The organism is Dyella sp. SG562, from assembly GCF_011759495.1.
Taxonomy (GTDB): Bacteria; Pseudomonadota; Gammaproteobacteria; order Xanthomonadales; family Rhodanobacteraceae; genus Dyella_D; species Dyella_D marensis.
Genome location: NZ_JAAOYS010000004.1, coordinates 326659 through 351860, shown reverse-complemented (window position 1 = coordinate 351860; position 25202 = coordinate 326659). Strand labels below are relative to the sequence as shown.

Annotated in this window: 24 protein-coding genes; 9 read left to right on the top strand and 15 right to left on the bottom strand. The window is 68.8% G+C overall.

Annotated features, from left to right (window positions below):
- The first annotated feature begins 21 nt into the window (after nucleotides 1-21).
- Nucleotides 22-1338 carry a TolC family outer membrane protein gene (locus FHW84_RS10830; protein ID WP_167255299.1) on the top strand — a complete coding sequence of 439 codons (1317 nt, stop codon included), beginning with the start codon at nucleotides 22-24 and terminating at the stop codon, nucleotides 1336-1338.
- A gap of 70 nt (nucleotides 1339-1408) precedes the next feature.
- Here the strand turns inward: FHW84_RS10830 and waaA are convergent, their stop codons facing one another.
- A complete protein-coding gene (gene waaA, locus FHW84_RS10825; protein ID WP_167255297.1) occupies nucleotides 1409-2674 on the bottom strand; it encodes a lipid IV(A) 3-deoxy-D-manno-octulosonic acid transferase in 1266 nt (421 codons plus the stop codon).
- A gap of 104 nt (nucleotides 2675-2778) precedes the next feature.
- Here waaA and lpxL point away from each other — a divergent pair, with 104 nt between their 5' ends.
- Both lpxL and FHW84_RS10815 read left to right on the top strand, forming a co-directional pair.
- Nucleotides 2779-3705, top strand: coding sequence for an LpxL/LpxP family Kdo(2)-lipid IV(A) lauroyl/palmitoleoyl acyltransferase (lpxL, locus tag FHW84_RS10820; RefSeq protein ID WP_167255295.1), 927 nt, complete (start codon nucleotides 2779-2781; stop codon nucleotides 3703-3705).
- A 67-nt stretch (nucleotides 3706-3772) separates the two neighbouring features.
- Nucleotides 3773-4687 (top strand): DUF535 family protein, encoded by a 915-nt coding sequence (locus FHW84_RS10815; protein WP_167255293.1) that lies wholly within the window; start codon nucleotides 3773-3775, stop codon nucleotides 4685-4687.
- Nucleotides 4688-4699: 12 nt separating this feature from the next.
- Here the strand turns inward: FHW84_RS10815 and FHW84_RS10810 are convergent, their stop codons facing one another.
- From FHW84_RS10810 to FHW84_RS10795, 4 genes are all read right to left on the bottom strand, one after another.
- The gene (locus FHW84_RS10810; protein WP_167255291.1) at nucleotides 4700-5491 is read right to left on the bottom strand and encodes a glycosyltransferase family 2 protein; all 792 of its coding nucleotides are present in this window, start codon (nucleotides 5489-5491) and stop codon (nucleotides 4700-4702) included.
- Nucleotides 5481-6746, bottom strand: coding sequence for an O-antigen ligase family protein (locus tag FHW84_RS10805; RefSeq protein ID WP_167255289.1), 1266 nt, complete (start codon nucleotides 6744-6746; stop codon nucleotides 5481-5483). Before FHW84_RS10805 ends, FHW84_RS10810 begins: the two co-directional genes overlap by 11 nt.
- Nucleotides 6747-6833: 87 nt before the next feature.
- Nucleotides 6834-7961 (bottom strand): glycosyltransferase, encoded by a 1128-nt coding sequence (locus FHW84_RS10800; protein WP_167255287.1) that lies wholly within the window; start codon nucleotides 7959-7961, stop codon nucleotides 6834-6836.
- A 98-nt stretch (nucleotides 7962-8059) separates the two neighbouring features.
- Nucleotides 8060-8269: a zinc-finger domain-containing protein gene (locus FHW84_RS10795; RefSeq protein WP_167255417.1), complete on the bottom strand. Its 210-nt coding sequence runs from the start codon at nucleotides 8267-8269 to the stop codon at nucleotides 8060-8062.
- 186 nt (nucleotides 8270-8455) lie between these two features.
- Between FHW84_RS10795 and FHW84_RS10790 the strand changes: the two genes are divergently transcribed.
- Entirely contained in the window at nucleotides 8456-9706 is a 1251-nt protein-coding gene (locus FHW84_RS10790; RefSeq protein WP_167255285.1) for a Yip1 family protein, read from the top strand.
- A gap of 86 nt (nucleotides 9707-9792) precedes the next feature.
- Here FHW84_RS10790 and FHW84_RS10785 read toward each other — a convergent pair whose 3' ends face one another.
- Nucleotides 9793-10377, bottom strand: a complete 585-nt coding sequence (locus FHW84_RS10785; protein WP_167255283.1) for a YceI family protein — start codon at nucleotides 10375-10377, stop codon at nucleotides 9793-9795.
- A 52-nt stretch (nucleotides 10378-10429) separates the two neighbouring features.
- Complete coding sequence (locus tag FHW84_RS10780) at nucleotides 10430-11026, bottom strand: malonic semialdehyde reductase (protein WP_167255281.1); 597 nt, start codon at nucleotides 11024-11026, stop codon at nucleotides 10430-10432.
- 132 nt (nucleotides 11027-11158) lie between these two features.
- Between FHW84_RS10780 and FHW84_RS10775 the strand changes: the two genes are divergently transcribed.
- The gene (locus FHW84_RS10775; RefSeq protein WP_167255279.1) at nucleotides 11159-12142 is read left to right on the top strand and encodes a mitochondrial fission ELM1 family protein; all 984 of its coding nucleotides are present in this window, start codon (nucleotides 11159-11161) and stop codon (nucleotides 12140-12142) included.
- On the opposite strand, the gene glnE is transcribed toward FHW84_RS10775, so the two are convergent.
- Entirely contained in the window at nucleotides 12139-15000 is a 2862-nt protein-coding gene (gene glnE / locus FHW84_RS10770) for a bifunctional [glutamate--ammonia ligase]-adenylyl-L-tyrosine phosphorylase/[glutamate--ammonia-ligase] adenylyltransferase (protein WP_167255277.1), read from the bottom strand. The genes FHW84_RS10775 and glnE overlap by 4 nt on opposite strands.
- Before the next feature lie 238 nt (nucleotides 15001-15238).
- On the opposite strand from glnE, the gene FHW84_RS10765 reads away from it, so the two are divergent.
- Together FHW84_RS10765 and FHW84_RS10760 are read left to right on the top strand one after the other, a co-directional pair.
- The gene (locus FHW84_RS10765) at nucleotides 15239-17131 is read left to right on the top strand and encodes an LTA synthase family protein (RefSeq protein WP_167255275.1); all 1893 of its coding nucleotides are present in this window, start codon (nucleotides 15239-15241) and stop codon (nucleotides 17129-17131) included.
- A gap of 217 nt (nucleotides 17132-17348) precedes the next feature.
- The gene (locus FHW84_RS10760) at nucleotides 17349-17774 is read left to right on the top strand and encodes a hypothetical protein (RefSeq protein WP_167255273.1); all 426 of its coding nucleotides are present in this window, start codon (nucleotides 17349-17351) and stop codon (nucleotides 17772-17774) included.
- Between the two features lie 126 nt (nucleotides 17775-17900).
- Here the strand turns inward: FHW84_RS10760 and FHW84_RS23235 are convergent, their stop codons facing one another.
- The 4 genes from FHW84_RS23235 to groES form a co-directional block, all read right to left on the bottom strand.
- Entirely contained in the window at nucleotides 17901-18128 is a 228-nt protein-coding gene (locus tag FHW84_RS23235) for a virulence RhuM family protein (protein WP_167255271.1), read from the bottom strand.
- Complete coding sequence (gene rhuM / locus FHW84_RS10750) at nucleotides 18068-18682, bottom strand: RhuM family protein (RefSeq protein ID WP_243868063.1); 615 nt, start codon at nucleotides 18680-18682, stop codon at nucleotides 18068-18070. Before rhuM ends, FHW84_RS23235 begins: the two co-directional genes overlap by 61 nt.
- A gap of 155 nt (nucleotides 18683-18837) precedes the next feature.
- The gene (gene groL, locus FHW84_RS10745; protein WP_167255267.1) at nucleotides 18838-20481 is read right to left on the bottom strand and encodes a chaperonin GroEL; all 1644 of its coding nucleotides are present in this window, start codon (nucleotides 20479-20481) and stop codon (nucleotides 18838-18840) included.
- 59 nt (nucleotides 20482-20540) lie between these two features.
- Nucleotides 20541-20834, bottom strand: coding sequence for a co-chaperone GroES (gene groES / locus FHW84_RS10740; RefSeq protein WP_026634928.1), 294 nt, complete (start codon nucleotides 20832-20834; stop codon nucleotides 20541-20543).
- Nucleotides 20835-21061: 227 nt separating this feature from the next.
- Here groES and cutA point away from each other — a divergent pair, with 227 nt between their 5' ends.
- Nucleotides 21062-21385, top strand: coding sequence for a divalent-cation tolerance protein CutA (gene cutA, locus FHW84_RS10735; RefSeq protein ID WP_167255265.1), 324 nt, complete (start codon nucleotides 21062-21064; stop codon nucleotides 21383-21385).
- Here the strand turns inward: cutA and FHW84_RS10730 are convergent.
- From FHW84_RS10730 to FHW84_RS10720, 3 genes are all read right to left on the bottom strand, one after another.
- Nucleotides 21349-21786 (bottom strand): cupin domain-containing protein, encoded by a 438-nt coding sequence (locus FHW84_RS10730; protein ID WP_167255263.1) that lies wholly within the window; start codon nucleotides 21784-21786, stop codon nucleotides 21349-21351. The two genes, cutA and FHW84_RS10730, sit on opposite strands and share 37 nt — an antisense overlap.
- An 11-nt stretch (nucleotides 21787-21797) precedes the next feature.
- The gene (locus FHW84_RS10725; protein ID WP_167255261.1) at nucleotides 21798-22811 is read right to left on the bottom strand and encodes a TlpA disulfide reductase family protein; all 1014 of its coding nucleotides are present in this window, start codon (nucleotides 22809-22811) and stop codon (nucleotides 21798-21800) included.
- 97 nt (nucleotides 22812-22908) lie between these two features.
- Nucleotides 22909-24351 (bottom strand): PLP-dependent aminotransferase family protein, encoded by a 1443-nt coding sequence (locus FHW84_RS10720; protein WP_167255259.1) that lies wholly within the window; start codon nucleotides 24349-24351, stop codon nucleotides 22909-22911.
- A 109-nt stretch (nucleotides 24352-24460) separates the two neighbouring features.
- Here FHW84_RS10720 and FHW84_RS10715 point away from each other — a divergent pair, with 109 nt between their 5' ends.
- On the top strand, nucleotides 24461-25162 hold the full coding sequence (locus FHW84_RS10715; RefSeq protein WP_167255257.1) for a glutathione S-transferase N-terminal domain-containing protein: 702 nt from the start codon (nucleotides 24461-24463) through the stop codon (nucleotides 25160-25162).
- Nucleotides 25163-25202 lie beyond the last annotated feature (40 nt).

Below are 25202 nucleotides of genomic sequence, written 5' to 3'. Positions count from 1 at the left end.
CCATTCCCCAAGAGGCAACCCATGCGTTTGAAGCTTCTGACCCTTGCCCTGGCCCTGACGGCGCTTCCGTTGTCCGGCCACAGCGAGGATTTGCTGGATGCATACCGAGAAGCCCGCGCTAACGATCCGGTGCTGGCGCAGTCCGACGCCAATCGCCAGGCCACCGGCGAGGGCATCACGCAGGCGCGCGCACTGATGCTGCCGCAGCTGAGCGCGGGGTTGACCTTCAACCAGTACAGCGGCAACAACAGCCAGGACTCCGCCGGCGGCCATTCGCGCTCGCGCACCGAGAACGCCACCCTGAGCCAGAGCGTGCTGGACATCAGCAAGTGGACGAGCCTGAAAACCGCCCGCTCGCAGTCCGACGCGCAGGAACAGCTCTACCAGGCCGCGCTGCAGAACCTGTACGTGCGCGTCACGCAGGCCTACTTCGGCGTGCTCACCGCGCAGGACACGCTGACCTTCAACAAGGCCAACGAAGAAGCCTACCGCCAGGCCTATGAGCAGGCGGACCAGCGCTTCAAGGTCGGCCTGGCCGCGATCACCGACGTGTACCAGGCCAAGTCGTACTACGAGCTGGCCAAGGCGCAGACCATCTCCGCCGAGAATTCGCTCAACGACGCCAAGGAAGCGCTGCGCCAGATCACCGGCCAGCCGGTCACCGAGCTGAAGAAGCTGCGCGACGACCTGCCGATGGACGCGCCCTCGCCGGCCGACCCGAACACCTGGGTGGAAGAGGCGCTCAAGCACAACCCGAACGTGCTCTCGCAGCAGTACAGCGTGGAAGCGGCCGAGCACAGCATCGACACGGCGCGCGCCGGCCACCTGCCGACCATCAACGCCACGGTCACCCGCGGCCAGACCAACGCCTGGGCCGAGAACGGCGGCCTGGTCACCCCCGGCAACGGCCGCTGGGGCACCACCGCCGGCCTGACCCTGTCGGTGCCGATCTTCGAAGGCTTCGGCACCCAGTCGCGCGTGCGCCAGTCGATCTACAACCGCGACGCGGCGCAGGATTCGCTGGAATCCACCCGCCGCCAGGTCTCGCGCGACACGCTCAACTACTACCGCTCGGTCGGCGCCGGCATCCTGCAGGTGCAGGCGAACCGCGCTTCGGTCGAATCCGGCCAGAAGGCGCTGGAAGCCACCCGCGCCGGCTTCGACGTGGGCACCCAGACCATGCTGAACGTGCTCAACGCGATTCAGACCCTGACCCAGGCGCAGAGCAGCTACTCGCAGGCGCGCCACGCCTTCATCCTCAACAAGCTGCAGCTGAAGCAGTCGGCGGGCACCATCGACATGCCCGACCTGGAAGCGGTCAACGCGCTGCTGCAGTAAGCAGGTTCAGCACGCGCAAACGAAAAGGCCGGGCATTGCCCGGCCTTTTTTCATGCCCTGAACGAGCCGCTCATTCCTGCAGCTGCTTGTCGATCAGCTCCATCACCCGCTGCACCGCGCCGCGCTCGCGGTCGAACACCACCTGCGCATGCAGGCCCATGCTCTTGCGCCGCTCCGCGTCGCGCAGCAGCTGCAGCACGGCGGTGCCCAGCTCGCTGGCGTCGTTGAGGCGCACCGCGGCGCCTTCGCCGATCAGGGTCAGGGTGATTTCCTCGAAATTGAAGGTGTGCGGCCCCACCAGCACCGGCCGCGACAGCGCCGCCGGCTCCAGCACGTTGTGCCCGCCGATCGGCACCAGGCTGCCGCCGACGAAGGCGAGGTCCGCCGCGGCGTAGAACTGCATCAGCTCACCCATGGCGTCGATCACGAACACCTGGTGCGCAGCGGTCGGCACGCGGTCGGCGCTGCGCGTGGCCATGCTGAAACCCAGGCTGCGCACCGCGCTTTCCACCAGCTTGAAACGCTCCGGATGGCGCGGCGCGATCAGCAGCAAGGCGTCCGGCAGGCGCTTGAGCACCTGCAGGTGCGCTTCCAGCACAGGCAGCTCCTCGCCCTCGTGCGTGCTGCCGGCGATCCACACCGGCCGCAGATGGCCCCATTGCCGGCGCAGTTCCTCGCCGGCCTGCACCGCGGCATACGGCACCGGCATGTCGAATTTCAGATTGCCGCTGACCACGATGCGCGCCGGCTCCACCCCCAGCAGCCGGTAGCGCGCCGCGTCCGTGCGCGACTGCGCCGCGATCTGCCGCACGCAGCTCAGCGCCGAGCGCACCAGCCCCTGCAGCGGGCGGTAGCCGCGCAGCGAGCGCTCGGACAGGCGCGCATTGACGATCATCAGCGGAATGCCGCGCTTCTTGCAGGCGAAGTAGAGGTTCGGCCAGATTTCGGTCTCCACGATGATCGCCAGCCGCGGCCGCACCCGCTGCATGAAGCGCGACACCGCGAACGGCAGGTCGTACGGCAGGTACACGTGGTACACGCTGTCGCCGAACAGCTGGCGCACGCGCTCGGAGCCGGTCGGCGTCACCGTGGTCACCACCAGCGGCGCATTGACGTAGGCCTCGCGCAGCGACTTGATCAGGGGCTCGGCCGCATTCACCTCGCCCACCGACACCGCATGCACCCAGATGCTGCCGCGCAGGGTCGGGCCGCGGTAGAAGCCGAAGCGCTCGCGCCAGCGCCGGTGGTAGTCGCGGTAGCGCACGCCGCGCGCCAGCAGCCGCATCACGATGATCGGCGTCACCAGGTACATCGCGAGGGTGTAGAGATAGCGCAACGGCGGGGCTCGAAGGGGCAGGCGCGGCAGTATAGCCAGTGCCTCCGCGCGGGGCAGGCAAACACCCGGCCGCGGCCCGCGCTCTTGCTACAATCGCGGCCCTCATGCCCGGTGCACCTCGTCCCTCCTTCCAAGCCAAGCTGCTGTCCCCGGTCCAATGGCCGGCGTGGCTGGGCGTGGGCATCCTGAAACTGGTCGCGCGCCTGCCGCGCCACGCGCTCATGGCCGTGGGCCGCGGGCTGGGCGTGCTGATCCAGCATTTCCCCTCGCGCCGCCGGCACATCGCCGAAGTGAACATCGCGCTGTGCTTTCCGGAGCTGTCCGCGGCGGAGCGGGCCGCCCTGGTGGACGCGCACCTGCGCGACATCGGCCTGATGATGATGGAGTTCGCGCTGGGCTGGATGGGCACCGAGCGCGCGATCGAGCGCGTGCCGGTGACGCTGGAAGGCCTGGAGCACCTGGAAGCCGCGCGGGCGCAGGGCAAGGGCGTGCTGCTGGTCGGCGGGCATTTCTCGCATCTGGAGCTGTGCGCGCGGCTGGTGTCGCGGCATATCCGCATCGCTGGCATGTATCGGCGCATGGATTCGGCGGTGTTCGAATGGGCCGTGCTGCGCGCGCGCCTGGACTACGCCGCCGCCATGTTCGACAAGGACGACATCCGCGGCACGGTGAAGTACCTGCGCAGCGGCGGCACGCTGTGGTACGCGCCCGACCAGGACATGCGCAGCAAGGACAATGTCTTCGTGCCGTTCTTCGGCGTGCCGGCGGCGACCATCACCGCGACGCATCACCTGGCGCGCCTGTCCGGTGCGCTGGTCGTTCCGTTCTTCCATCGCCGCCTGCCCGACGGCCGCGGCTATGCACTGCGCCTGGGTGCGCCGCTGCAGGATTTCCCCAGCAGCGACGCCGCGTTCGACACCGCACGCGTGAATGCGAGCATCGAGCAGATGGTGCGCGAAGCGCCCGAGCAATACCTGTGGGTGCACAAGCGCTTCAAGACGCGCCCGCCGCACAGCCCGGAAGTTTATTGAGCCGCGACAGGCAGGCGACAGACTGCTCAAGTACAAGGCATGCGCGGTTTCCCCATTCTTGCGCGCCATGTCCATTCGTTTGTTCTTGCGCTCGCTACGCCATCGTCATGACTGGCGCGGCGCCGCACCAAAACGCATCGCCTCCGGGCTGAAATACCTGCTGCGCTGCGCCCGCATGGCGCGGCGGCAATCCGCGTGGCTGCAGTTCGTGTACGGCTCGCCGCGGCTCAGCGCGATCCTCGCGCAGGATCCGCGGCTGCTGGAGCGTTGGCATCACCATTACATCAATCGCCGGTTCGGCCGCGCGCGCCGGATGGAGATCGTCGCCGATCATTTCCGCTTCGCCTTCGTGCAGTTGCCCGAAGACATGGCCGACGGCGTCTATCTGCACGGCGGCTACCGCATTGGCGCGCTGACGCTGAAGGACAACAGCGAGCTGCGCATCGAACTGCGCCGCCCCACCGGCCGCAGCCGCGAAGGCGAGCTGGCGCTGTGCCTGACCAACAGCCATGACCAGGTGCTGTCGTCCGCGGTGTTCACCGTGGCCGACGAAGGCAGCAGCCTGCTGATCGGCTGCATGCAGGGCGCGTCGGCGGAGCTGGGCCGCGAAGCGGTGCGCGAGCTGACCAGGCAGTGCCATGGCCTGCGCCCGAAGAATCTGCTGTTCTCGCTGCTGCTGGCTTTCGCCGCCGAATACGGCATCGAACGCGTGCGCGGCGTCGCCAATCTGGCGCATCCGTTCGCCGGCGAGGCGGACAAGATCAAGGCCGACTACGACGCCTTCTGGCAGGAATGCCAGGGCGAGCCGCTCACCGACGGCTTCTACGCCCTGCCCGCGCAGGAGCCGCTGCGCGACGAGACCCAGGTGGAGAGCAAGCACCGCTCCGCCTTCCGCAAGCGCGAGGCGCTGCGGCGCGAGGCCTGCGGGCTGCTCATCACGGCGCTGCGCGGCCAGGTGTGGCCGCTGGACCGGGCGGCATAAGCCAATGGACGGCTAAACGTCCTTGCGCTCCGGCGCAGGGATACGTGTTTCCCTCTGCTCCGCCCGCGTCGCCTCGTAAAGCTTGGCGTACTTCAGGAACGCATAGAACGCGTGGATGCGTGCGGCGATAAAGCCCGCCCAGCCCGAGCGGTAATGCCCGCGCAGCAGGTAGTAGCGGAAGAACGCGGCCCAGGCATTGGTGAGCATGCGCAGGCGCAGGCCGCTGGCGCGGCGGCCGGCCAGGTCCGCCACCTGCAGGCTGGAATAGCGGTTGGCCTTGTCCACGCGGCCGGCGATATCGCGCTCGCCGTAGTGGTCCATCACCAGGTCCAGCACGCCGACGCTGCCGTCGACGGTGACTTCCTCGTGCACGCGGTGGCCGCTCATGCGCGCGCGGCGGCGGTCGAACAGGCGCACATAGTGATTGAGGCGGCTGCGCGGCGACTGCCATTGCCAGAAGATCCATTCGCGGCGCCACAGCAGGTAGCCGGCATGCGCCGGCTGCGCGAGCACGTGCTGGATGATCTGCGCGGCGTTCGCCGGCATGGCTTCGTCGGAGTCGAGCAGCAGCACCCAGTCGTGCCGCGCCAGGTCGATGGCCGCCTGCTTCTGCGCGCTGTAGCCGGCGAAGGGCTGGCTCTCGACGCGCGCGCCGTAGTGCGCGGCGATGGCGAGCGTAGCGTCGGTGGAGCCCGAATCCAGCACCACCACCTCGTCGGCCCAGCGCACGCTGGCCAGGCAGGCGTCGAGCGTGGCGGCGCTGTTGTAGCTGGTCAGCACCACCGACAGGGGCTCACGCGCCATCGGCGTCCTCCGCGGCCACGTACAGGCTGGCGCACCACAGGCCCAGCACCCAGGCGAACAGCAGGCCCCACCACGCCGAATAGAAAGCCAGATGGGTATTGAGCGGGAACAGCATTACGCCCAGCGCCACCGTGGCGGGAAATGCGCGGGCGCGCGCCGCCGCTCCCGCCGCATGCCAGCGGCGTATCGCCAGCACCGCGCCGGCCAGCCACAGCGCGAGGCCGGCCAGGCCGGTTTCGCTCAGCACTTCCAGCACCACCTGGTGCGCATGGCAGGCGCCCTCGCCCGCGCCGCAGTTCTCGCCGGTGGCCACGAAGTGGTCGTCCGGCGGCGCCACCTGGCGATAGGCGTAGCGATAGCCGCGCACGCCGACGCCGTTGAGCGGATGCGCTTCGAACATCCACCAGCTGGTGCGCCAGATATCCAGCCGTCCGCTGAGCGCCATATCCACCGCGTGGTCCGACGCCCGGAAGGCGAGCAAGGTCTTTTCCATGCGCGCGTGGAAACGCTCCGAGGTCTTCCATGCCAGTCCGCCGGCGGCCGCGGCGACCAGGGTGCCGGCGCAGCAGATCAGCACGAAGCGCCTGGCCGAGCCGGCCTCGCGCCAGGCGAAGGCCAGCACCACCAGCGCGTAGGTAAGCCACGATGCACGCGATCCTGAGAGCAGCACCGGCCCGAGCAGGGCCAGCGCGGCCAGCACCAGCCCCAGCCGCCCCCGGCGCCAGCGCGCGGCCCACAGCGCGAACGGCGCCAGCACGGCGAGCGCGGGGCCGAGCTTGAGATTGTCGGCGCCGAAGATGCCGGACACGCGCTCCTGCTCCGCATGCCCGCCCAGGCTCCAGCCGGTCAGCGCCTGCACCCAGGCATCCAGCACCCACACGGCGAGCACGGCGGCGACGGCGACATAGAGCGCATCGAGCTTGCCGGCGCGGCGGATGGCGAAGCACGCATACAGCCCCAGCGGCACGTAGCGCAGCAGCGCCGCCACCGTCGACCAGCTCTTGCCCGGCGCCACCGCCCCGAAGCACGACAGCAGCGCCGCGCCGATATACGCGCCCAGCAGCCACAGCAGCAGCCGCGCGCCGGCATGCTCGCCCAGCGCGCGCGGATGCCGCGCGAACAGCAGCACGACGCCGAGCAGGCACAGGAAGGTGCCCAGCTCCGAGCTGCGCCCGAACGGCAGCAGTGCGATCACCAGCCAGAACGGCAACAGCGGCGAGCGCAGGGCGGCCTTGAGCGCAGGGAGAACAGGCATGCGGGAACCCGGTAGGAAAAGCCGGGGCATTGTAGGCGAGCCGCCACCCTGCTCGTCATTCCGGCGCAGGCCGGAATGACGAGCGAGTCAGCCGGCGACCACTTCCTCGTACAGCGCCAGCGTGGCCTGCTGCATGTCCGACAGGCGGTAGCTCTGCAGCATTGGGATTGGCGGCGCCACGCGCAGCAGCTCGGCCGCGCGCTCCACCAGGCGTTCGCGGTCGCCGACCGGCACGCGGCCGGCCGGATACAGCTCGGCCAGTAGCTCGCCGACGCCGCCGTGGGCATAGCCCAGCACGGGGCGGCACAGCGACAGCGCCTCGACCACGGTGCGGCCGAAGGATTCGGGCTTGTTCGACAGCTGCAGCACCAGCGCCGACACGGCGTAGATGTCGCGCACGTCGTTGCGCGGCGGGGTCAGCACCACCTGGGATTCGATGCCGCGCGCGCTGATCAGCTCGCGCAGCTCGGCCACGTAGGCTTCGCGGCCCGGCTCGATCACGCCCAGCAGCAGCAGGCGCGCGTCGATGCCGCGGCGCTTGAGTTCCGCGATCAGCTCGACGGCGTCGTGATGGCCCTTCAGCCGCGTGCCGCGGCCCGGCAGGGTCAGCAGCGGCGCGCCGGCCAGGCGCGGAAATTCGGTGAAGAAGGCTTTCTGCCAGGCATCGTCCGGACGGTGGCCGTACGGAAATGCCTCAGGGTCGATGCCGCGGGGAATCACCCGCACGCGCGAGGGTTCCAGCCAGCGGTAGTGGCTGAGCACGTAGTCGCGCAGGGTCTGCGAGACGGCGATCACCCGCTCGCCGCGCAGCATGATGGAGCTGTAGCGCCCGGGCGTATTCAAGCCGTGCACGGTGGTAACGAAATGCGGGCGCGGCTGCAGCCCGCGGATCGCCCACCAGCCCAGCCAGGCCGGCAGGCGCGAGCGGGCGTGCACGATGTCCGGCTTCAGCTGCGCCAGCACGCGGCGCAGGGCGCCCACCCGCAGCAGGGTGCGCAGCGACTTGCGGCCGATGTCCAGGCTGATGTGCTCGCTGCCCTCGGCTCCCAGCTGGCCGGCCAGGCGGCCGCCGGCGGAGATCACCACCGAACGGTGACCGGCCTGCACCAGCGCGCGCGCGACTTCCAGCGCCGACCGCTCGGCCCCACCGGACTGCAGGGCCGGGATCAGCTGGACCACGGTCAGCGACCGGGCTGGCGCGGCAACGGCGGACATGGACGGTTCGAGTAAAGCCTTCATCCTTGGGGACAAGCAGCAATCGTGCCGATTGCCGCCTGAAGTTCGATGCGGTGCCTTGCCTGGCCCCGGCCGGTTCAGTCGTTCAGGACGTAACGCGCGCCGCAGTAGGGACAGCTGGATTCACCGCCGTCCTCGACGATCGGCAGGTACACCTTCGGGTGCGAGTTCCACAGCGCCATGCCGGGCAGCGGGCAGGACAAGGGAAGGTCCTTGCGCGTCACTTCATAACGATTTTCGGCATTGGCCAAAATCTGCCGTGCGGGCTCGGCGGGGGAAGCGGGCATGGGATCAAGCTCCAGACTGGACATCGGGCCGACAATGGTAGCAGGCTGCACCGCCCGGCCGGCGCGGCGGGCACAGGGAAGAAACATGCTGTGAACCGGCTCCGGGCCGATTGTCATCGGGCGGCGGCATCATCGGCTGCCCCGGCGGACCACCGCCGCACCATCCAGCTTGAAGGGGAACATCCAATGGATTTCGGAAAGATCATGGCCCGCGCGCGGGCGATCCTCACCACGCCCAAGACCGAATGGCCGGTCATCGCCGCGGAGCCGGCCACCGTGCAGGGCCTCTATACCAGCTACATCCTGGTGCTGGCCGCGCTGCCGGCCGTCGCCGGCTTCATCAAGAACAGCCTGATCGGCGTCAGCCTGATGGGCATGACCTGGCGCGCGCCGTTCGGCTCCGGCCTGGCCGGCATGGTGCTGCAGTACGTGCTGTCGCTGGTGCTGGTCTATGTGATGTCGCTGATCGTCAACGCGCTGGCGCCGAGCTTCGGCGGCCAGAAAGAGCCGGTGCAGGCGCTGAAAGCCGTGGCCTATGCCTGGACCGCCAGCTGGGTCGCCGGCGCTGCGGTGATCCTGCCCTGGATCGGCTGGCTGATCGCCATCGCCGGCGGCATCTACTCGATCTACCTGCTCTACCTGGGCCTGTCGGCCACCATGCAAAGCCCGGTGGAGAAGACGGCGGGCTATACGGCCGTGAGCATCATCATCGGCATCGTGCTGGGCTGGATCGTCAGCATGATCGTGGCCGGCGTGGTCGGCACCGCGGCACTGACCGGCGCCGCCATGAGCGGCGGCCACGTCACCCTCAGCGGCGACAACGGCAGCGTCACCGTCGACAAGGACAGCGCGGCCGGCAAGCTGGCCGAGATGGGTGCGCGCGCCGAGCAGGCCAGCAAGGAGCTGGAGGCCGCGCAGAAGTCCGGCGACACCTCCGCCCAGCAGGCCGCGATGAGCAAGATGATGGGCAACGACGGCAACGTGCAGTCGCTGTCGGCCGACCAGATCAAGGCCTTCCTGCCCGACAGCGCCGGGGGCCTCAAGCGCCAGAGCCTGTCGGCCGAGCGCAGCGCCGGCGTGGGCGTGCAGATCACCGTCGCGCACGGCCAGTACGGCGACGGCAGCCGCAACATCGAGCTGGAAATCTCCGACACCGGCAGCATGAAGGGCATGATGGCGGTGGCCAATGCCTTCGCCGCCGAGTCCGAGCAGCAGACCGACAACGGCTACGAGAAGACCTACAGCAAGGACGGCCGCCTGGTGCACGAGTCCTGGGACAAGGTCAACAAGACCGGCGACTACACCGTGGTGGTCGGCCAGCGCTTCTCGGTGAAGGCCAGCGGCAACGCGGAGATCGACCAGCTCAAGGACGCCGTCAACAGCGTGGACCTGGGCAAGCTGGAGTCGCTGAAGAACGAAGGCGTCAGCAAGAACTGAACTTCCGCCAGCGGCACCAAGAAAAAGCCCGCGCCATCACGGCGCGGGCTTTTTTCATGCGGCGCCGCGAACGGCGCCGGCATGCATCAATCCGCCTTCGGCACCGAAGCCTCGGTGGTGATGTGGATCTTGATCTCGTCGCTGACGTTCGGCACGTAGGCGCCCATGCCGAAATCCGAGCGCTTCACCGTGGTGCTGGCGTCGAAACCCACGGTCTGCACCTTCAGCATCGGGTGCACGCCGCTCTTGTTGAGCTTGGCGTCCAGCACCACCGGCTTGGTCACGCCGTGCACGGTCAGGTCGCCGGTCACCTTGTACTTGCCGCCGCCGAGCGACTGCACCTTGGTGCTCTTGAAGGTGATGTTGGCGAACTTGTCGGCGTCGAAGAAATCCGGCTTCTTCAGGTGCTCGTCCAGCTTGGACACGTGGGTGTCCAGGTTGGCCAGCGGCAGGGTCACTTCGACCGAGGACTTGGCTGCGTCCTTCTCGTCGAACACCAGGGTGCCTTCGCCCAGGCCCAGGTTCGCGGTCGGGTTGGAGAAGCCGAAGTGGTTCCAGCTGAACAGCACATTGGTGTGGCCCGGGTCGAGCTTGTAGGTGACCGGGTCGGCCTGCGCGGTGACGGCGGCGCCGATCAGGCCGGCGAGAACGAGGTAACGAAGTGCACGCATGGGTAGTTCTCCGTGGAAGAGGGGGCTGCGGTTAAAGGCGGACGCATCGCGCTCAGGCGATGCGGCACGCCTCCTCGAACGACAGGCGCGGGTTGCGCGGGAACAGGTCGCGGCTGGCATCGCCGTAACCGAGATTGATCAGGAAGTTGGACTTCACGCTGGGCGTATCGGCGAAGAACGCCTTGTCCACGCCGGCGTTGTCGAAGCCGGACATCGGGCCGCAGTCCAGGCCCACCGCGCGCGCCGCGATGATCAGGTAGGCGCCCTGCAGGGTGGCGTTGCGGAATGCGGTGGTGTCGATCATCGGCTGGTTGCCGACGAACCAGCTGCGCGCATCGGCATGCGGGAACAGGCGCGGCAGGTGCTCGTAGAACTCGTGGTCGACGCCGACGATGGCGGTGACCGGCGCCTTCATGGTCTTGGCGCGGTTGCCTTCGGACAGGAATGGCTCCAGCTTGGCCTTGGCTTCGGCCGACTTCACGAACACGATGCGCGCCGGCGAGGAGTTGGCGCTGGTGGGGCCGAACTTGGCCAGCTCGTAGACCTGGCGCAGCACCTCGTCGCTCACCGGCTTGTCCAGGAAGGCGTTGTAGGTGCGGGCCTCGCGGAACAGCTGGTCGAGGGCGGCCTCGGAAAGCAACTCGCTCATGGGTATCCTTCGATAGAACGCGCCGGGCGGCGCCGTGGCCCCGAAGTGTACGGGCACGCAAGGGCGAACAGGACTGGGCGGGATAGAACGTACTGTGGCGAGAATCGAAACAATCCCGGGCCAGCACCCCGCATGACCAGGCTGCACGGCGAATGCTGGGTGGTCACCGACGGCCGCGCCGGCAACGACCGCCAGGCCCTGGCCCTGGCCGAAGCGCTGGGCCTGCCGTTCCGCCATCTGGTGCTGGGACTGCGCGCGCCCTGGTCCTGGTTCGCGCCGCGCCTGCTGCCCGGCGGCCGCTTCGCCCTGCCCGCGCCGCAGCGCCGCGGCATCGTGGTGCCGCCGTGGCCGGCGGTGATCGTCGGCTGCGGCCGCGCGGCGGCGTATTACACGCGGCTGGTGCGCGAACTGTCCGAAGGCGGCAGCTATGCGGTGCAGATTCTCGATCCGCGTATCGATCCGCGGCATTGGGACACGGTGATCGCGCCACGCCATGACGGCCTGGACGGACCGAACGTGCTGCATCCGCTGGGCTCGCTCAATCCGGTCGACGACGCCTGGCTGGCCGAAGGCCGCGACGTCTGCCCCGCCTTCGGCGACTTGCCGCAGCCGCGCGTCGCGGTGCTGGTGGGCGGGCCGCGCAAGGGGATTCCGATCGACGCTGCGTATGCCCACGCCCTGGCCGAGCGGCTGGTGGCGCAGCAGCGGCGCGACGGCGGCAGCCTGCTGGTGCTGGCCTCGCGCCGCACGCCGGCCGGCGTGGTCGCGGTGCTGCGCGAACGCCTCGCCGGCCTTCCCGGCGTGGTGTGGAGCAGCGAGGAATACGGCGCCAATCCCTACCCCGCCGCCATGGGCTGGGCCGACCGGCTGGTGGTGACGCCGGACTCGATCAACATGCTTTCCGAAGCCTGCGCCATCGGCTGCGCGGTGCAGACCCTGGTGCGCGCACCGCTGCCCGGCAAGTTCGCGCGGTTCCACCAGGCGCTGCGCGAAGCGGGGCTGCTGCATGGGCTGGACGACATGCCGCCCGCACGGCAGACGCCGCTGCGCGAAACCCGCGCCATCGCCGAGACGGTGCGCCAGCGCATCGCGGCGCGCAACGCCAGCCGCAGCTAGACCGTCGTCGCTTTCGCGGCGAACGCGAAGCCGAGCTCCGCCGTCACCCGCCGCACTTCTTCGCTCAATGCATCCAGCGCCGGCTCGCGCGGCGCGATGCGCGAACGCAGGTCCAGCGTGCAGGCCAGCGCACGGCGCAGCAGATCGCCATGCGCGCGCGCGAACACTTCCGCCTGCGCGTCGTCGAGCAGGCCGCTGGTACGGCAGGCTTCGATCAGCGCCGCGTTCGCGGTGGACAGCAGCAGCAGCGGCCGCTCCGCCGCGTGCGCCAGCACCAGGCCCTGCAGGGCGAACTCGATATCGAGCAGGCCGCCGTGGCCTTGCTTCAGATCGAACAGGCGCTCGTCGGAACGGTCGCGCTCGGCGCGCCAGCGCCGGCGCATGTCGCTGACGTCGGCCAGCACGCGGGCACGCTCGCGCGGCACGGCGAGGATCTCGCGGCGCACGTCGAGCAACTCCGCATTCAACGCGGCATCGCCGGCCACCGGGCGGGCGCGCAGCAACGCCTGGTGTTCCCACGTCCATGCGCGGCTGCGCTGGTATTCGGCGAAGGCTTCCAGGCTGCTGACGAGCAGGCCCTTGGAACCGTCGGGACGCAGCCGCGTATCCACTTCGTACAGACGCCCGGCGCGGGTCAGCACGGTCAGCCAGTTCATCACGCGCTGCGCCAGGCGCTGGTACCAGCGCGAGCCTTCGATCGGGCGCGCGCCATCGCTCATCGCATGGGCGCGGCGGGTGTCGTAGACGAAGACCAGGTCCAGGTCGGAGGCGAAGCCCAGCTCCTCGCCGCCGAGGCTGCCGTAGCCGAGCACGGCGAAGCCGCTGCCTTCGCCCGGCAGGCGGCCGTGCTGTTCGGTGAGTTCGCGTTCCGCCAGCGCCATCACCGCGATCACCACCGACTCCGCCAGCGCGCCGAGGCGGCGCGCCGTGGCGACCGCGTCGGCGCGGCCGTCGTTGAAGGCCAGGCCGAGGCGGAACGCCGTGCTGGCCTTGAATTCGTTGATGCGCTCCAGTTCCGCTTCGGCCTCGCGCTCGTCCAGCGTGCCCAGCACGCGGCTGATTTCCGCGCTGATATCGGCGCGCTTGAGCGGCAGTTGGTCGATGCGCGGATCGAGCACGTCGTCCAGCAGCAGCGGCTGCGCGATCACGCGTTCGGCGAGGAAGGCGCTGCGTGCGAACAGGTCGGCCAGGCGTCGCCGCGCCGCCGGCTGTTCTTCCAGCAAGGCCAGATACGAGGAGCGCCGCGCCACCGCCTGCACCAGCCGGCACAGGCGCAGCAGGCCCGGCACCGGCGCCGCGCTGTCGCGCGCCAGCGCCAGCAGCTGCGGCATCAGGCGGTCGAGCTGTTCGCGCGAACGCGGCGGCATGGCGCGCACCGTTGCGGCCTGCGGCAGCTTGAGCAGCGCCTCGGCGGCTTCGGCGCCGGGCTGGAAACCTGCCGCTTCGAGCAGGCCGGGATCGATCTCTTCCGCGCAGACGCGCCGCCACAGCGCCACGTCTTCCACCGGCACGCTCGCGGTGCGGCCGCCCTGCGGCACCAGCACCTCGGCGAATTCCTCGCTGACCACGGCACGATGGCGCGCCAGTTCCGCCGCCAGCGCTTCCCACGAGGCATGGCCCAGGCCGAGCGCGATGCGCTCGCGGCTCAGTGCGTCCTCCGGGATGTCGTGCGTCTGCGCGTCGCGCAGCATCTGCACGCGGTTTTCCACCCGGCGCAGGAACACATAGGCCTCGCGCAGCGCCTTGGCGCGCGAGGCGGCGATATGGCCGCGCGCCTCGCAGGCGGTCAGCGCCGGCAGCAGGCCGCGCACGCGCAGGCTCGGTTCGCGGCCGCCGCGGATCAGCTGGGTGAGCTGCACGATGAATTCGACTTCGCGGATGCCGCCGGGGCCGAGCTTGAGATTGTCGGCCAGGTCCTTGCGCGCCACCTCGGCGTCGATCAGCGCCTTCATTTCGCGCAGGCCGGCGAAGGCGGTGTAGTCCAGGTATTTGCGGAACACGAACGGCCGCAGCAGTTCCTGCAGCTGCTTGCCCGCATTGCGGTCACCGGCCACGGGGCGCGCCTTGATCCAGGCGTAGCGCTCCCAGTCGCGGCCTTCGCTCTGGTAGTACTGCTCCATCGCGCTGAACGGCAGCGCGAGGCGACCCGCATTGCCGAACGGGCGCAGGCGCAGATCGACGCGCGCGCAGATGCCGTCGACGGTGGGCTCGGCCAGCAGGCGCACCAGCTGGCGGCCCATGCGCACGAAGTATTCGCTGTTGTCGAGCGGCCGCGGGCCGTCGCTCTGGCCGCTGTGCGGATAGGCCAGCACCAGGTCGATATCGGAGGAGAAATTCAGCTCGCTGCCGCCGAGCTTGCCGAAGCCGACCACCACCATGCGTTGCAGGACGCCCTCGTGGTCGCGGCCGTGGCCATAGCGCGCGGCCAGCGCGCGCTCGGACCAGCCCAGCGCGGCGCCCAGCAGCGCCTCGTAGAGCACGCTGGTGGCGGACAGCGTCTCGGGCAATTCGTCCAGCCCGTTGACGTCGCGGAACACCAGGCGCAGCGCCTCGGCGTGGCGGAAGCGGCGCAGCGTGGCCATGCAGGCGGCTTCGTCCGGATCGAGCCTGAGCGTCTCGATGCGCGTGCTGGCGTCGCCACCGGCGCGCAGGCGTTCCAGCCCCTGCGGCGCCAGCAGCTGCGGCTGGCGGAACCAGATGTCGTAGGCGAAATCGCTGGCCAGCAGGGCGCGGCGGATGCGCTCGGCCACGCCGGCGTCGTCGTGCAGCGCAACACCGGCCAGGCGGCAGCGCGCGGCCAGTTCGGCGTAGCGGTCGTCGATCAGGGCGCGTAGCGCCGGGGATTCCTTGGGCTGCATCCGGACATTGTGCCTTCCGCGCCGGTGTGCCGTCTGCGCCCGTCCGCGCGATGCCAAGATGACCGGCAGATGACCGCGAGATCCTGCACGGCAGGGGCGCGTGCACGCACCGCTTCGCCATCACGTTGGCACTGCTCGAAAAGTACGCAAGCACCACGAACGCCGAACACCTGGTTCATGCCGGCATCGTTACATTCCGATGTCCGAGCCATGACAGCGCAATCCCCCTAGGACTGCCATGACCAAGACCCTCAATCCAGCCGCCAGGCCCGGCCTGGCCCGCCGCGTCGCCCTCCCCTTGATGCTGGCGGTGGCTTTCGTGCTGTTCACCGGCTGGCTCGACGGCGGCGAAGGCGTTGCGCCGCAGCAGCTGTTCCAGCAGCCGCTGTACCTGCTGGCCAATGCGCTGCCGGGGCTGCTGCTGGCCTTGCTGCTGATGGTGCTGAGCCGGCGGCCGCTGCTCTCGTTCGGCCTGGCCTTCCTGCTGCAGGGCGTGCTGTACGGCGTCAATGCGCTGAAGGTGAGGCAGCTGGGCACGCCGCTGATGCCGGCCGATTTCCGCATGCTCGGCCAGCTGCGCAAGGGCGGCCTGCATCTGCTCGGCGGCTATCTGCCGACCACGCCCTGGCCGTACCTGGCGCTGGCCGCCGGCATCGCCCTGGTGGTGCTGGCCTGGCGCAAGGAGCTGCCGCTGTTCCCGCGCCGCACCCGCGGCAAGCGCCTGCTCGCCGGCGCCTCGGTGCTGGTGGTGCTCGGCTCGCTGCTGGGCGGCGCGCCGGCATGGGGCCGCTTCTACGACGGCGAGACGCTGTGGATGGAGCCGTGGTCGGCCTCGTCCACCGCGCAGCATTCGGGGCTGGTCAGCTCGCTAATGATGTTCCATCTGCATTTCGGCCAGCAGCGCAAGAAGGCCGACCCCAATGCGGCGATGCAGCTGATCGGCCAGGCCGACGGCGCGCTGCGCGAACGCATGCGCGGCGCGTCGGGCGATACCGGCGCCATGCCCGACATCGTGGTGGTGCAGAGCGAATCGTTCTTCGATCCGGCCATCCTCAAGGGCTTCGAGCACCACGACCTCACGCCGAACCTGCACCGCCTGGCGCAGCAGGGCTACAGCGGCGCGCTGCACGTGCCGACCTTCGGCGGCGGCACCATCCGCACCGAATTCGAAGTGCTGACCGGCCTGTCGCTGCGCTACTTCGACGACCTGCAGTTCCCGTACCTGCAGCTCAACACCAAGGTGGTGCCGGGCATGGTGCGCACGCTGCGCTCGCACGGCTATCGCACGATGGCGATCCACGGCAACAACCCCGCCTTCTGGAACCGCAGCACGGCGTTCCGCGCAATCGGCTTCGACCGTTTCGTGTCGCAGGGCGGCTTCGTCAACGCCAAGGATCTGGACGGCCAGTACATGGCCGACCGCGCCATGACCGACGAAATCATGGCGCAGCTCAAAGATGCCGGCCCGCCGCAATTCCTGTTCGCCATCAGCATCGAAGCGCACGGCCCCTACGACGTGACGCCGGCCGATGCGGTCAAGCGCGATGCGATCCCCGTGCCGGACGGCCTTGCCGCGGAGGACAAGACCGAGCTGCGCAACTACCTCTATCACATGCAGCACGCCGACGAAGAACTGGGCCGCCTGGCCAGCCTGCTGGCGCAGCGCGAGCGCCCCACCCTGCTGCTGTTCTACGGCGACCACCTGCCGGGCCTGAGCGGCAGCTTCGAAACGCTGGGCTTCGTCGACGGCAAGGACATGCTGAGCGAGCCGGGCACCTGGCTGCTGGTCGATCCGCGCAATCAGGTGCAGCCGCAGCGCGAGGATCTCGCCTCGTGGATGCTGCCGGGCAAGGTGCTGGAGCAGGCCGGCATCCACGACGATGCGTACTTCGCGCTGACCCAGGTACTGGCGCCGCAGCTGGCCGCGCTCACCCGCGCACCGGGCGCGCCGCCGCAGGCCGAGGACGGCAGCGAGCAGCGCATCGACGCGGCGATGGAGAGCGTGGCGCTGCTGCGGCTGAAAGGAAGACTCGACCGCATGCTGCCGCGCGCCGATGCGCTTTCGGAACATACCGGCTTCGCGCAGGAAGGCGCCGCGCCCGCCGCCGCCACCGAAGGCGCGCATCAGTGATGCCGCGCAAGGCGCATTCCCACTAGCTGCGCGAAAGAAAACAAGAGTGCGCGGAACGCGTTTTTCATCGGCACGCACCGGCGATTCAGCGACATGTCCGCCGGCTTAAGCAAACCGGAGCAGCCCGAAAAAATTCAGGATTCAGCAGGCAAACCGCCTCTAGCGTGATTCCACCGCGGCACGTTGCGTCGCGGCACTCACATCGGAGGTTTACCCCATGCGTAAGACCCTGCTTGCTGCTCTCGTCCTCTCGGCCACCGTGCTGACCGCCCCCGCCTTCGCCCAGGCCCAGGCGGCCGCCAAGGCCGGCGCGAGCGTCAATGCCGGCACCTCGGTGCAGGACGCCACCAAGGCGAGCGCGAACCTCAACGCCGGCGCCGCGGTGCAGGACGTCACCAAGACGACGGACCAGGTTGCCACCAAGACCGCCGACAGCGCGACCGACACCGTGAAGAAGGCGACGCACAAGGCCAAGCACGCCGGCCACAAGGCGGCCAAGACCACCGAGTCGGCCGCGAGCAATGCCACCGGCGGCGCCGAAGCCGCCACCTCGGTGAAGGCCGGCGCGAAGGTCGAGACGCCGGTCGCCGGCGCCGCGGTCGGCGCGAAGACCGACGCCAAGGCGGAAGCCGGCGGCAAGTAAGCGATCAACCGACGCGGCGCCAAGGGCGCGCCCGCATCGAGCAACCCCGGGAGGTGGACTCCCGGGGTTTTCTTTTTCAGGCTTGGAGCTTCCACCACCGTTGGAAGCAGCAACAGAAACAGGCGATCAGGATTTCGGACGACGGTTGAGCCTTTGCTCAAGCGCCTTGAGTTCCGCCTCGTCCGCTTGATCGGCCTCGATCGCTTCCCGCTTCCGCCGCCGCTCGTCGAAATCCGCGTAACGCGCAGAGGTGATTTGCTCCATCTGCGCCTGGCTGATGGATCCGGCGTGGGTCAGCAGTGTGAAGCCGTTGGAAACAATGAGTTGGCCGACGTTCTCACGCCAGAACGCCATGGGGATAGGCTGGCGGCTCTTCGTACAAAGAATTCACCGGTCGCTCGATCTGTCTTGTCGTAATCCACGCTCAAGGCGAACAGGTCGCGCACCTTCTGGTAGAAGCGTTTCTCAGAGGCGCGGATGTCGCGGATGCGCGCAAGCATCTCGTCGAAATAATCCGGGCGACCATCGGGATTCTTCAGCCGCTCGTCGTCCATGACGAAGCCCTTGAGCAGATACTCCTTGAGCACGATGTTGGCCCACCGGCGAAACTGCACGCCGCGAGGCGAGCGCACGCGATAGCCCACCGCCAGAATGGCGTCCAGGTTATAGAGCGTGAGCGGACGCCGGACTTCCCGGCCTCCCTCCGCTTGAACTACCGAGGAATCCTCGGCAGTTGCCTCCCGGGTCAGCTCGCCATCTTCGTAGATGTTCTTGAGATGCAGACCGATGTTGTCCTGGCTCACATCGAACAAGTGCGCCATCTCGCGCTGGCTGAGCCAGACGGTGCCCTGCTCCGCACGGAGCTGGATCTGACTTTTGCCATCGTCGGTGGTGTAGAGAATCAGCATTTCAGGCATCCGCAGCGGGAAGTTCCACCCAGGCAACGAGCAAGTGGCGAGGAATTATCAGCCACTTCCCGAGAAGCTGGCAGCTCCCGTGCTCCCATAAAGAAAAACCCCGCCGGAGCGGGGTTCTTCTCGAAGCTGACAGCAGGTGGGGCGGATCAGAAATCCATGCCGCCCATGCCACCCATGCCGCCGCCCGCACCGTGCGAGTGGGCTTCTTCCTTCTTCGGCAGCTCGGTCACGGCCGCTTCGGTCGTGATGATCGAGCCGGCCACCGAGGCGGCGTACTGCAGCGCCGAGCGGGTGACCTTGGTCGGGTCCAGGATGCCGAAGGCGATCATGTCGCCGAACTCGCCGGTGGCGGCGTTGTAGCCGAAGTTGCCCTGGCCTTCCTTCACCTTGTTGGCGATGACGGAGGGCTCTTCGCCGGCATTGGCCACGATCGCGCGCAGCGGAGCTTCCAGAGCGGCGGTGGTGATCTTGATGCCGTGGTTCTGGTCTTCGTTGGCGCCCTTCAGGCCGACCACGGCCTTCAGCGCACGGATCAGGGCGACGCCGCCGCCCGGCACCACGCCTTCCTCGACGGCCGCACGGGTGGCGTGCAGGGCGTCTTCGACGCGGGCCTTCTTTTCCTTCATTTCCACTTCGGTGGCGGCACCGACCTTGATCACGGCCACGCCGCCGGCCAGCTTCGCCACGCGCTCCTGCAGCTTCTCGCGGTCGTAGTCGGAGGAGGTCTCCTCGATCTGCGCCTTGATCTGGCCGATGCGCGACTGGATCTTCTCCGCTTCGCCGGCGCCGTCGATGATCGTGGTGTTTTCCTTGGTGACCACGATCTTCTTCGCGCGGCCGAGATCGGCGATGGTCGCCTTCTCAAGCTGCAGGCCCACTTCCTCGGAGATCACCTGGCCGTTGGTCAGGATGGCCATGTCTTCCAGCATCGCCTTGCGGCGGTCGCCGAAGCCCGGAGCCTTCACGGCAGCCACCTTGACGATGCCGCGGATGGTGTTGACCACCAGGGTGGCCAGCGCCTCGCCTTCCACTTCCTCGGCGACGATCAGCAGCGGCTTGCCGGCCTTGGCCACGCCCTCGAGGATCGGCAGCAGCTCGCGCACGTTGGAGATCTTCTTGTCGTACAGCAGGATGAAGGGGTCATCCAGTTCGACCTGCTGCGACTGCTGGTTGTTGATGAAGTACGGCGACAGGTAGCCGCGGTCGAACTGCATGCCCTCGACCACGTCCAGCTCGTTGTCCAGGCCCGAGCCTTCCTCGACCGTGATCACGCCTTCCTTGCCGACCTTCTTCATGGCGGTGGCGATGATTTCGCCGATGGCCGAGTCGGAGTTGGCGGAGATGGTGCCGACCTGGGCGATCGCCTTGTCGTCGGCGGTCGGGTTGGAGAGCTTCTTGAGCTCTTCCACGGCCGCGACCACGGCCTTGTCGATGCCGCGCTTCAGATCCATCGGGTTCATGCCCGCGGCGACCGCCTTCAGGCCGTCCTGGATGAAGGCCTGGGCCAGCACGGTGGCGGTGGTGGTGCCGTCGCCGGCCACGTCGGAGGTCTTGGAAGCGGCTTCCTTGACGATCTGCGCGCCGATGTTCTCGTACTTGTCGGCCAGCTCGATTTCCTTGGCGACGGAGACGCCGTCCTTGGTCACGGTCGGGGCGCCGAAGCTCTTCTCGAGCACCACGTTGCGGCCCTTGGGACCCAGGGTCACCTTGACCGCGTTGGCCAGGGTGTTGACACCCTTGAGCATGCGGGCGCGGACGTCTTCGCCAAAGCGGACTTCTTTTGCAGCCATGATCTGTATTCCTTTGAATGCTTGAATGAGGGGATGGGAAGAGAAGCGGGAGAGGCTGCTTAGCCTTCGATCACCGCAACGATGTCGTCTTCCTTCAGGAAGACCAGCTCTTCGCCGTCGATCTTGATTTCCTGGCCGGCGTACTTGCCGAACAGCACCACGTCGCCTTCGTTCACCGACATCGGGCGGACCTTGCCGTCTTCCAGGATGCGGCCGGCGCCGGCGGCGATGACCTTGCCGCGGGTCGGCTTCTCGGTGGCGCTGTCGGGGATGACGATGCCACCGGCGGAAACGCGCTCTTCTTCGAGGCGCTTGACGATGACGCGGTCGTGCAGCGGACGCAGCTTGCTCATGGTGATGGGCTCCAGCTTGGGTTTGAGTGGATCGAAAAAGGGGTCCCCGGAACGGCGCCTGCGGCGCTGTTAGCACTCCCGGTGGATGAGTGCCAATTCTAGCGACGCAGGAATCCCCCGCAAGAGGCTTTGTTCCGAAGCTGCAAGGGCTAATGGGGAAGGCCGGCGGGGCTTTCAAGGGGCGGCGGGGCATGCGGCGGCGGGGAGCCCACGCTAGGCTCCCCACCATGACCGACCCCGTCCTGCTGTGCTACTGCACCTATCCCGACTCCGCCAAGTCCGCCGGATTCGCCAGAACCCTGGTGGAAGAAGGGCTGGCCACCTGCGTGAACCGCCTGCCCGGGGTGCGCTCGACCTACCGCTGGCAGGGCAAGGTCAGCACCGAGGTCGAGGAATTGCTCCTCATCAAGACCACCGCGGCGCGCTTCGAGGCCCTCAAGGCGCGCGTACTGGAACTGCATCCCTACGAGCTGCCGGAGCTGATCGCGGTGCCGGTGGAACGCGGCCACGAGGCTTATCTGGACTGGGTCCGGGCCGGCGTGCTGATCTGATCTGGCGCCGCCTGATCCGGCACGGTCAGCCGGGCATCCGGCCGGGCCACGAACACCACCAGGAAAGTCGCCGGCTCCGTGCCGCTGACATTCGCCGTGCCCAGGTGATGCGCCCCGGCCGGCTCGAACCAGCTCTCGCCGGGGCCGTATTCCCGCGCCGGCTCGCGGTCGACCTGGCTGCGCACGCGGCCGGACAGCATGTAGACGAAGGCGTCGGCCTCGTGATGGTGTGGCTTGGACTGCTGGCCGGGGGCGAAGGTGACGGTCAGCGCGACCAATTTCCTGCCGGGCGCCTGAGTCAGTGGCGCGGTGAGCAGCGGATGTTCCTCGGCCGCCAACGCCGGCAGAGCGACGCCGGCGACGAGCCCAAGCGCGAAAACACAGCGAAGCAAGGTAGACATGGCGGCCTCCCTCAACGCGCGGTCAAAGTCTTGAGCGCCTGATCCAGCGGCGCCCCGGCCTGCTCGACGCGGGCGGTGATGCGCCCCTGCGCATCGAACAGCAGCACCGTCGGCACGTGGGTCACGCGGAAGCGGCGGAACAGCGCGCCCGAATCGTCCAAGGTCAGCGGCATGCCGATGCGGTGCTCGTCGCGGTACTTCACCAGCTCGTCGTGCGCGGCCCACAGGCCGGAAGCGACGCCGACCCAGCGCAGCTTCGTGTCATGCGCCGACAGCGCGCCGACCTGTTCGCGCATCGCGCGGCAGCTCCTGGAAAGCTCGGGCCGGCTGGTCGCCAGGTAGGACTCGCACCAGGGCGACAGGAACACCAGCGCCGTCGGCTTGCCTGCTTCCGGCAGCGACAGATGCTTGCCGTCCAGCATGGCGGCGTCGAACGCGGGCACGCGGTCGCCGGTGTCGTAATGCGCCTCCTGCTTCGGCGCCGCCGCACCGGCCGCGGCCACGCCGCTGCTGCCGCGCGCCGCCCGCAGCGCGGCATCGAGCCTGGCGTTCGCCTCGTGGCCGACGTAGAGGATGCGGCCATCGCGCCCGATCACTACGTGCTGCGGCGTCACGCGCAGATGGAAGGCCTCGCCCAGCGAGCCGTCGTCGAACACCAGCGGCATCTTCAGGCCCATCTCGTCGCGGTACTTGCGCACGTCTTCGATGGTTTCGTCGAAGCCGACGCTGATGGCGATCACCGCCAGGTCGGGGCCGGCTTCCTCGTAGGTCTTCTTCAGATGCGGCATCTGCTCGCGGCAGGGCACGCACCAGGTGGCCCAGAACTTCAGATACACCGCCTGCTTGCCGTACAGGCTGGCCAGATCGATGGTCTTGCCGTCGATGGTCTTCACGGTGACGCGCGGCGCCGGCTGGCCGACCAGGCTCTTGCCGGCGGCTTCGGCGCGCTGCTGGCCGGATTGCGCCCAGGCCGGCGCGGCGGCCAGGCCCAGCAGGAGGAAACCGCAAAGGAGGAGGCGATGCATGGCGGGGCAATCCCAGGCTGAGAGTGGGCGCCATGCTCCGCTTCCGGTGGTCCGGTTTTAAGGACCACTTCCGGCCAATGCTTGGGGACCACTTCGCTCAGCGCGGCAGCAGCCGCGCGATGCGGCGCACCGCCTCCTCCATGCGCCGGGCCTCCATCAGCCCGTAGCCCAGCGCCAGGCCGTTGGAGGCGACGCGCCCGAACGTATAGCCATCCAGGCCTTCGATGCGCACGCCCTGCCCGGCCGCCTGTTCGACCAGCACATCCGTACGCACCTTGGCCGGCAGCCTGGCCGACAGATGCAGCCCGGCGTCGGAAGGCCAGGCTTCCAGTCCATGGCGCGCCAGCGCATCGAGCAAGGCCTCGCGCCGCTCCGCATAGACGTTGCGCATGCGCCGCACATGGCGCGCCAGATGCCCCTCGGCAATGAAGGCCGCCAGCGTGTCCTGCGCGGGCACGTCGCAATGCCAGTCGGCCAGTTCCTTCGCCGCCGCCAGCGCCGGCAGCAGCCATGGCGGCGCCACCACGTAGCCGATGCGCAGCGCGGGGAACAGGCATTTGGAAAAAGTGCCGACGTAGCAGACCGAGCCTTCGCGATCGAGCGTCTGCAGCGCATCCAGCGGCCGCCCGCCGTAGCGGAATTCGCCGTCGTAGTCGTCCTCGATCACCGTGGCGCCGCGTGCCGCGGCATGCGCCAGCAGCTCCGCGCGGCGGCGCGGCGACATCGACATGCCCAGCGGGAACTGATGCGACGGCGTCACGTAGATCACCCGCGCCTCGGCGGGAATCCGTTCCACCACGATGCCTTCGCCATCCACCGGCACCGGCACCACCTTGGCGCCCGCCGCGGCAAACGCCGCGCGCAGTGGCGTATAGCCAGGATCCTCTACCGCGACCACGGTGCGTCCCGGCGTCACCAGCACGCGCGCCAGCAGGTCGAAGGCCTGCTGCGCGCCGCTGGTCACCATCACGTCGTCCGGGTCGCAGGCCACCGCGCGCGCGAACGACACATGCTGCGCGATCGCCTCGCGCAGCACCGGCCGCCCGCGCGACTGCCCCGACATCGACGGCAACCGCGACACGCCGCGCAGCGCACGTGCCGACAGCCGGCGCCACACCTCGAACGGAAACTGCCGCGTATCCGGCACGCCCAGGCGGAAATCGTAGGCGAACGCGCCCGGCGGCGGCGACGGCGCGGGCGGGCGCGCCTCGCGCCAGTACGGCGCCAGCCGGCGGTCGCCGCCGGCCTCGGCCGCGGTGGAGCGCGCGCGGGCGCGGCGTTCCATCAGGTCGGCCACGTAGTTGCCGGCGCCGCGCCGCGCGACCACATAGCCCTCGCTCAGCAGCAGGTCGTAGGCCGCCACCACGGTGTTGCGCGACAGCTGCAGCGCCTGGGCCAGTTCGCGCGTGGCGGGCAGCCGCAGGCCGGGTTTCAGGCGGCCGTCCAGGATCGCCGCGCGCAGCTGCGCATGCAGCGCGGCCTGCCGCTGGCGCGACCCCTTGGCCGGCAGCTCCAGCGGGAACTCGAACGGATGATCCATGGCCTGCCCCGCAAAGTGGACCCCAATAATTGTCGCATTGTGGTCCTTTTGCCAGACCATCGAACGACCTAGCCTGCACCCGTCGCCATTCCCGCCTAAGGCCGCCGCCATGATCGAGCTCTACTACGCCGCCACCCCCAATGGCCTGAAAGCCCGCCTGTTCCTGGAAGAGGCCGGCATTCCCTACCGCCTGGTCCCGATCAGCCTGAGCAAGGGCGAGCAGTTCAAGCCGGCGTTCCTGGCCGTTTCGCCGAACAATAAGATCCCGGCCATCGTCGACCACGAGCCCGCCGACGGCGGCGCGCCGCTCACGATGTTCGAATCGGGCGCGATCATGCTTTACCTCGCCGAGAAGACCGGCCGCCTGATCCCGTCGGACCTGCGCGACCGCACCGAGGTGCTGCAGTGGCTGTTCTGGCAGATGGCCGGCCTGGGTCCGATGGCCGGGCAGATCGGGCACTTCAATGTGTACGCGCCGGAGAAGGTGCCCTACGCCATCGACCGCTACACCCGCGAAGTGCACCGCCTGTACGGCGTGCTCGATCGCCGGCTGGAAGGGCGCGAATTCATCGCCGGCGAATTCTCCATCGCCGACATCGCCTGCTATCCGTGGATCGTGCCGCACGAAGCGCACGGCCAGAACCTGGCCGATTTCCCCAACGTGGAGCGCTGGTTCCGAACCATGGCCGCCCGCCCCGCCACGCTGCGCACCTACGAAGGCGTGGAAAACGCCTACGCGCCGAAGCAGGCGCTGACGGAAGCGGAGCGGCAGGTGCTGTTCGGGCAGGGCAAATCAGCGACCGTGCCTTGATAGGAAACTCCACGAAGAAATCCTTCTCCCGCCGGGAGAA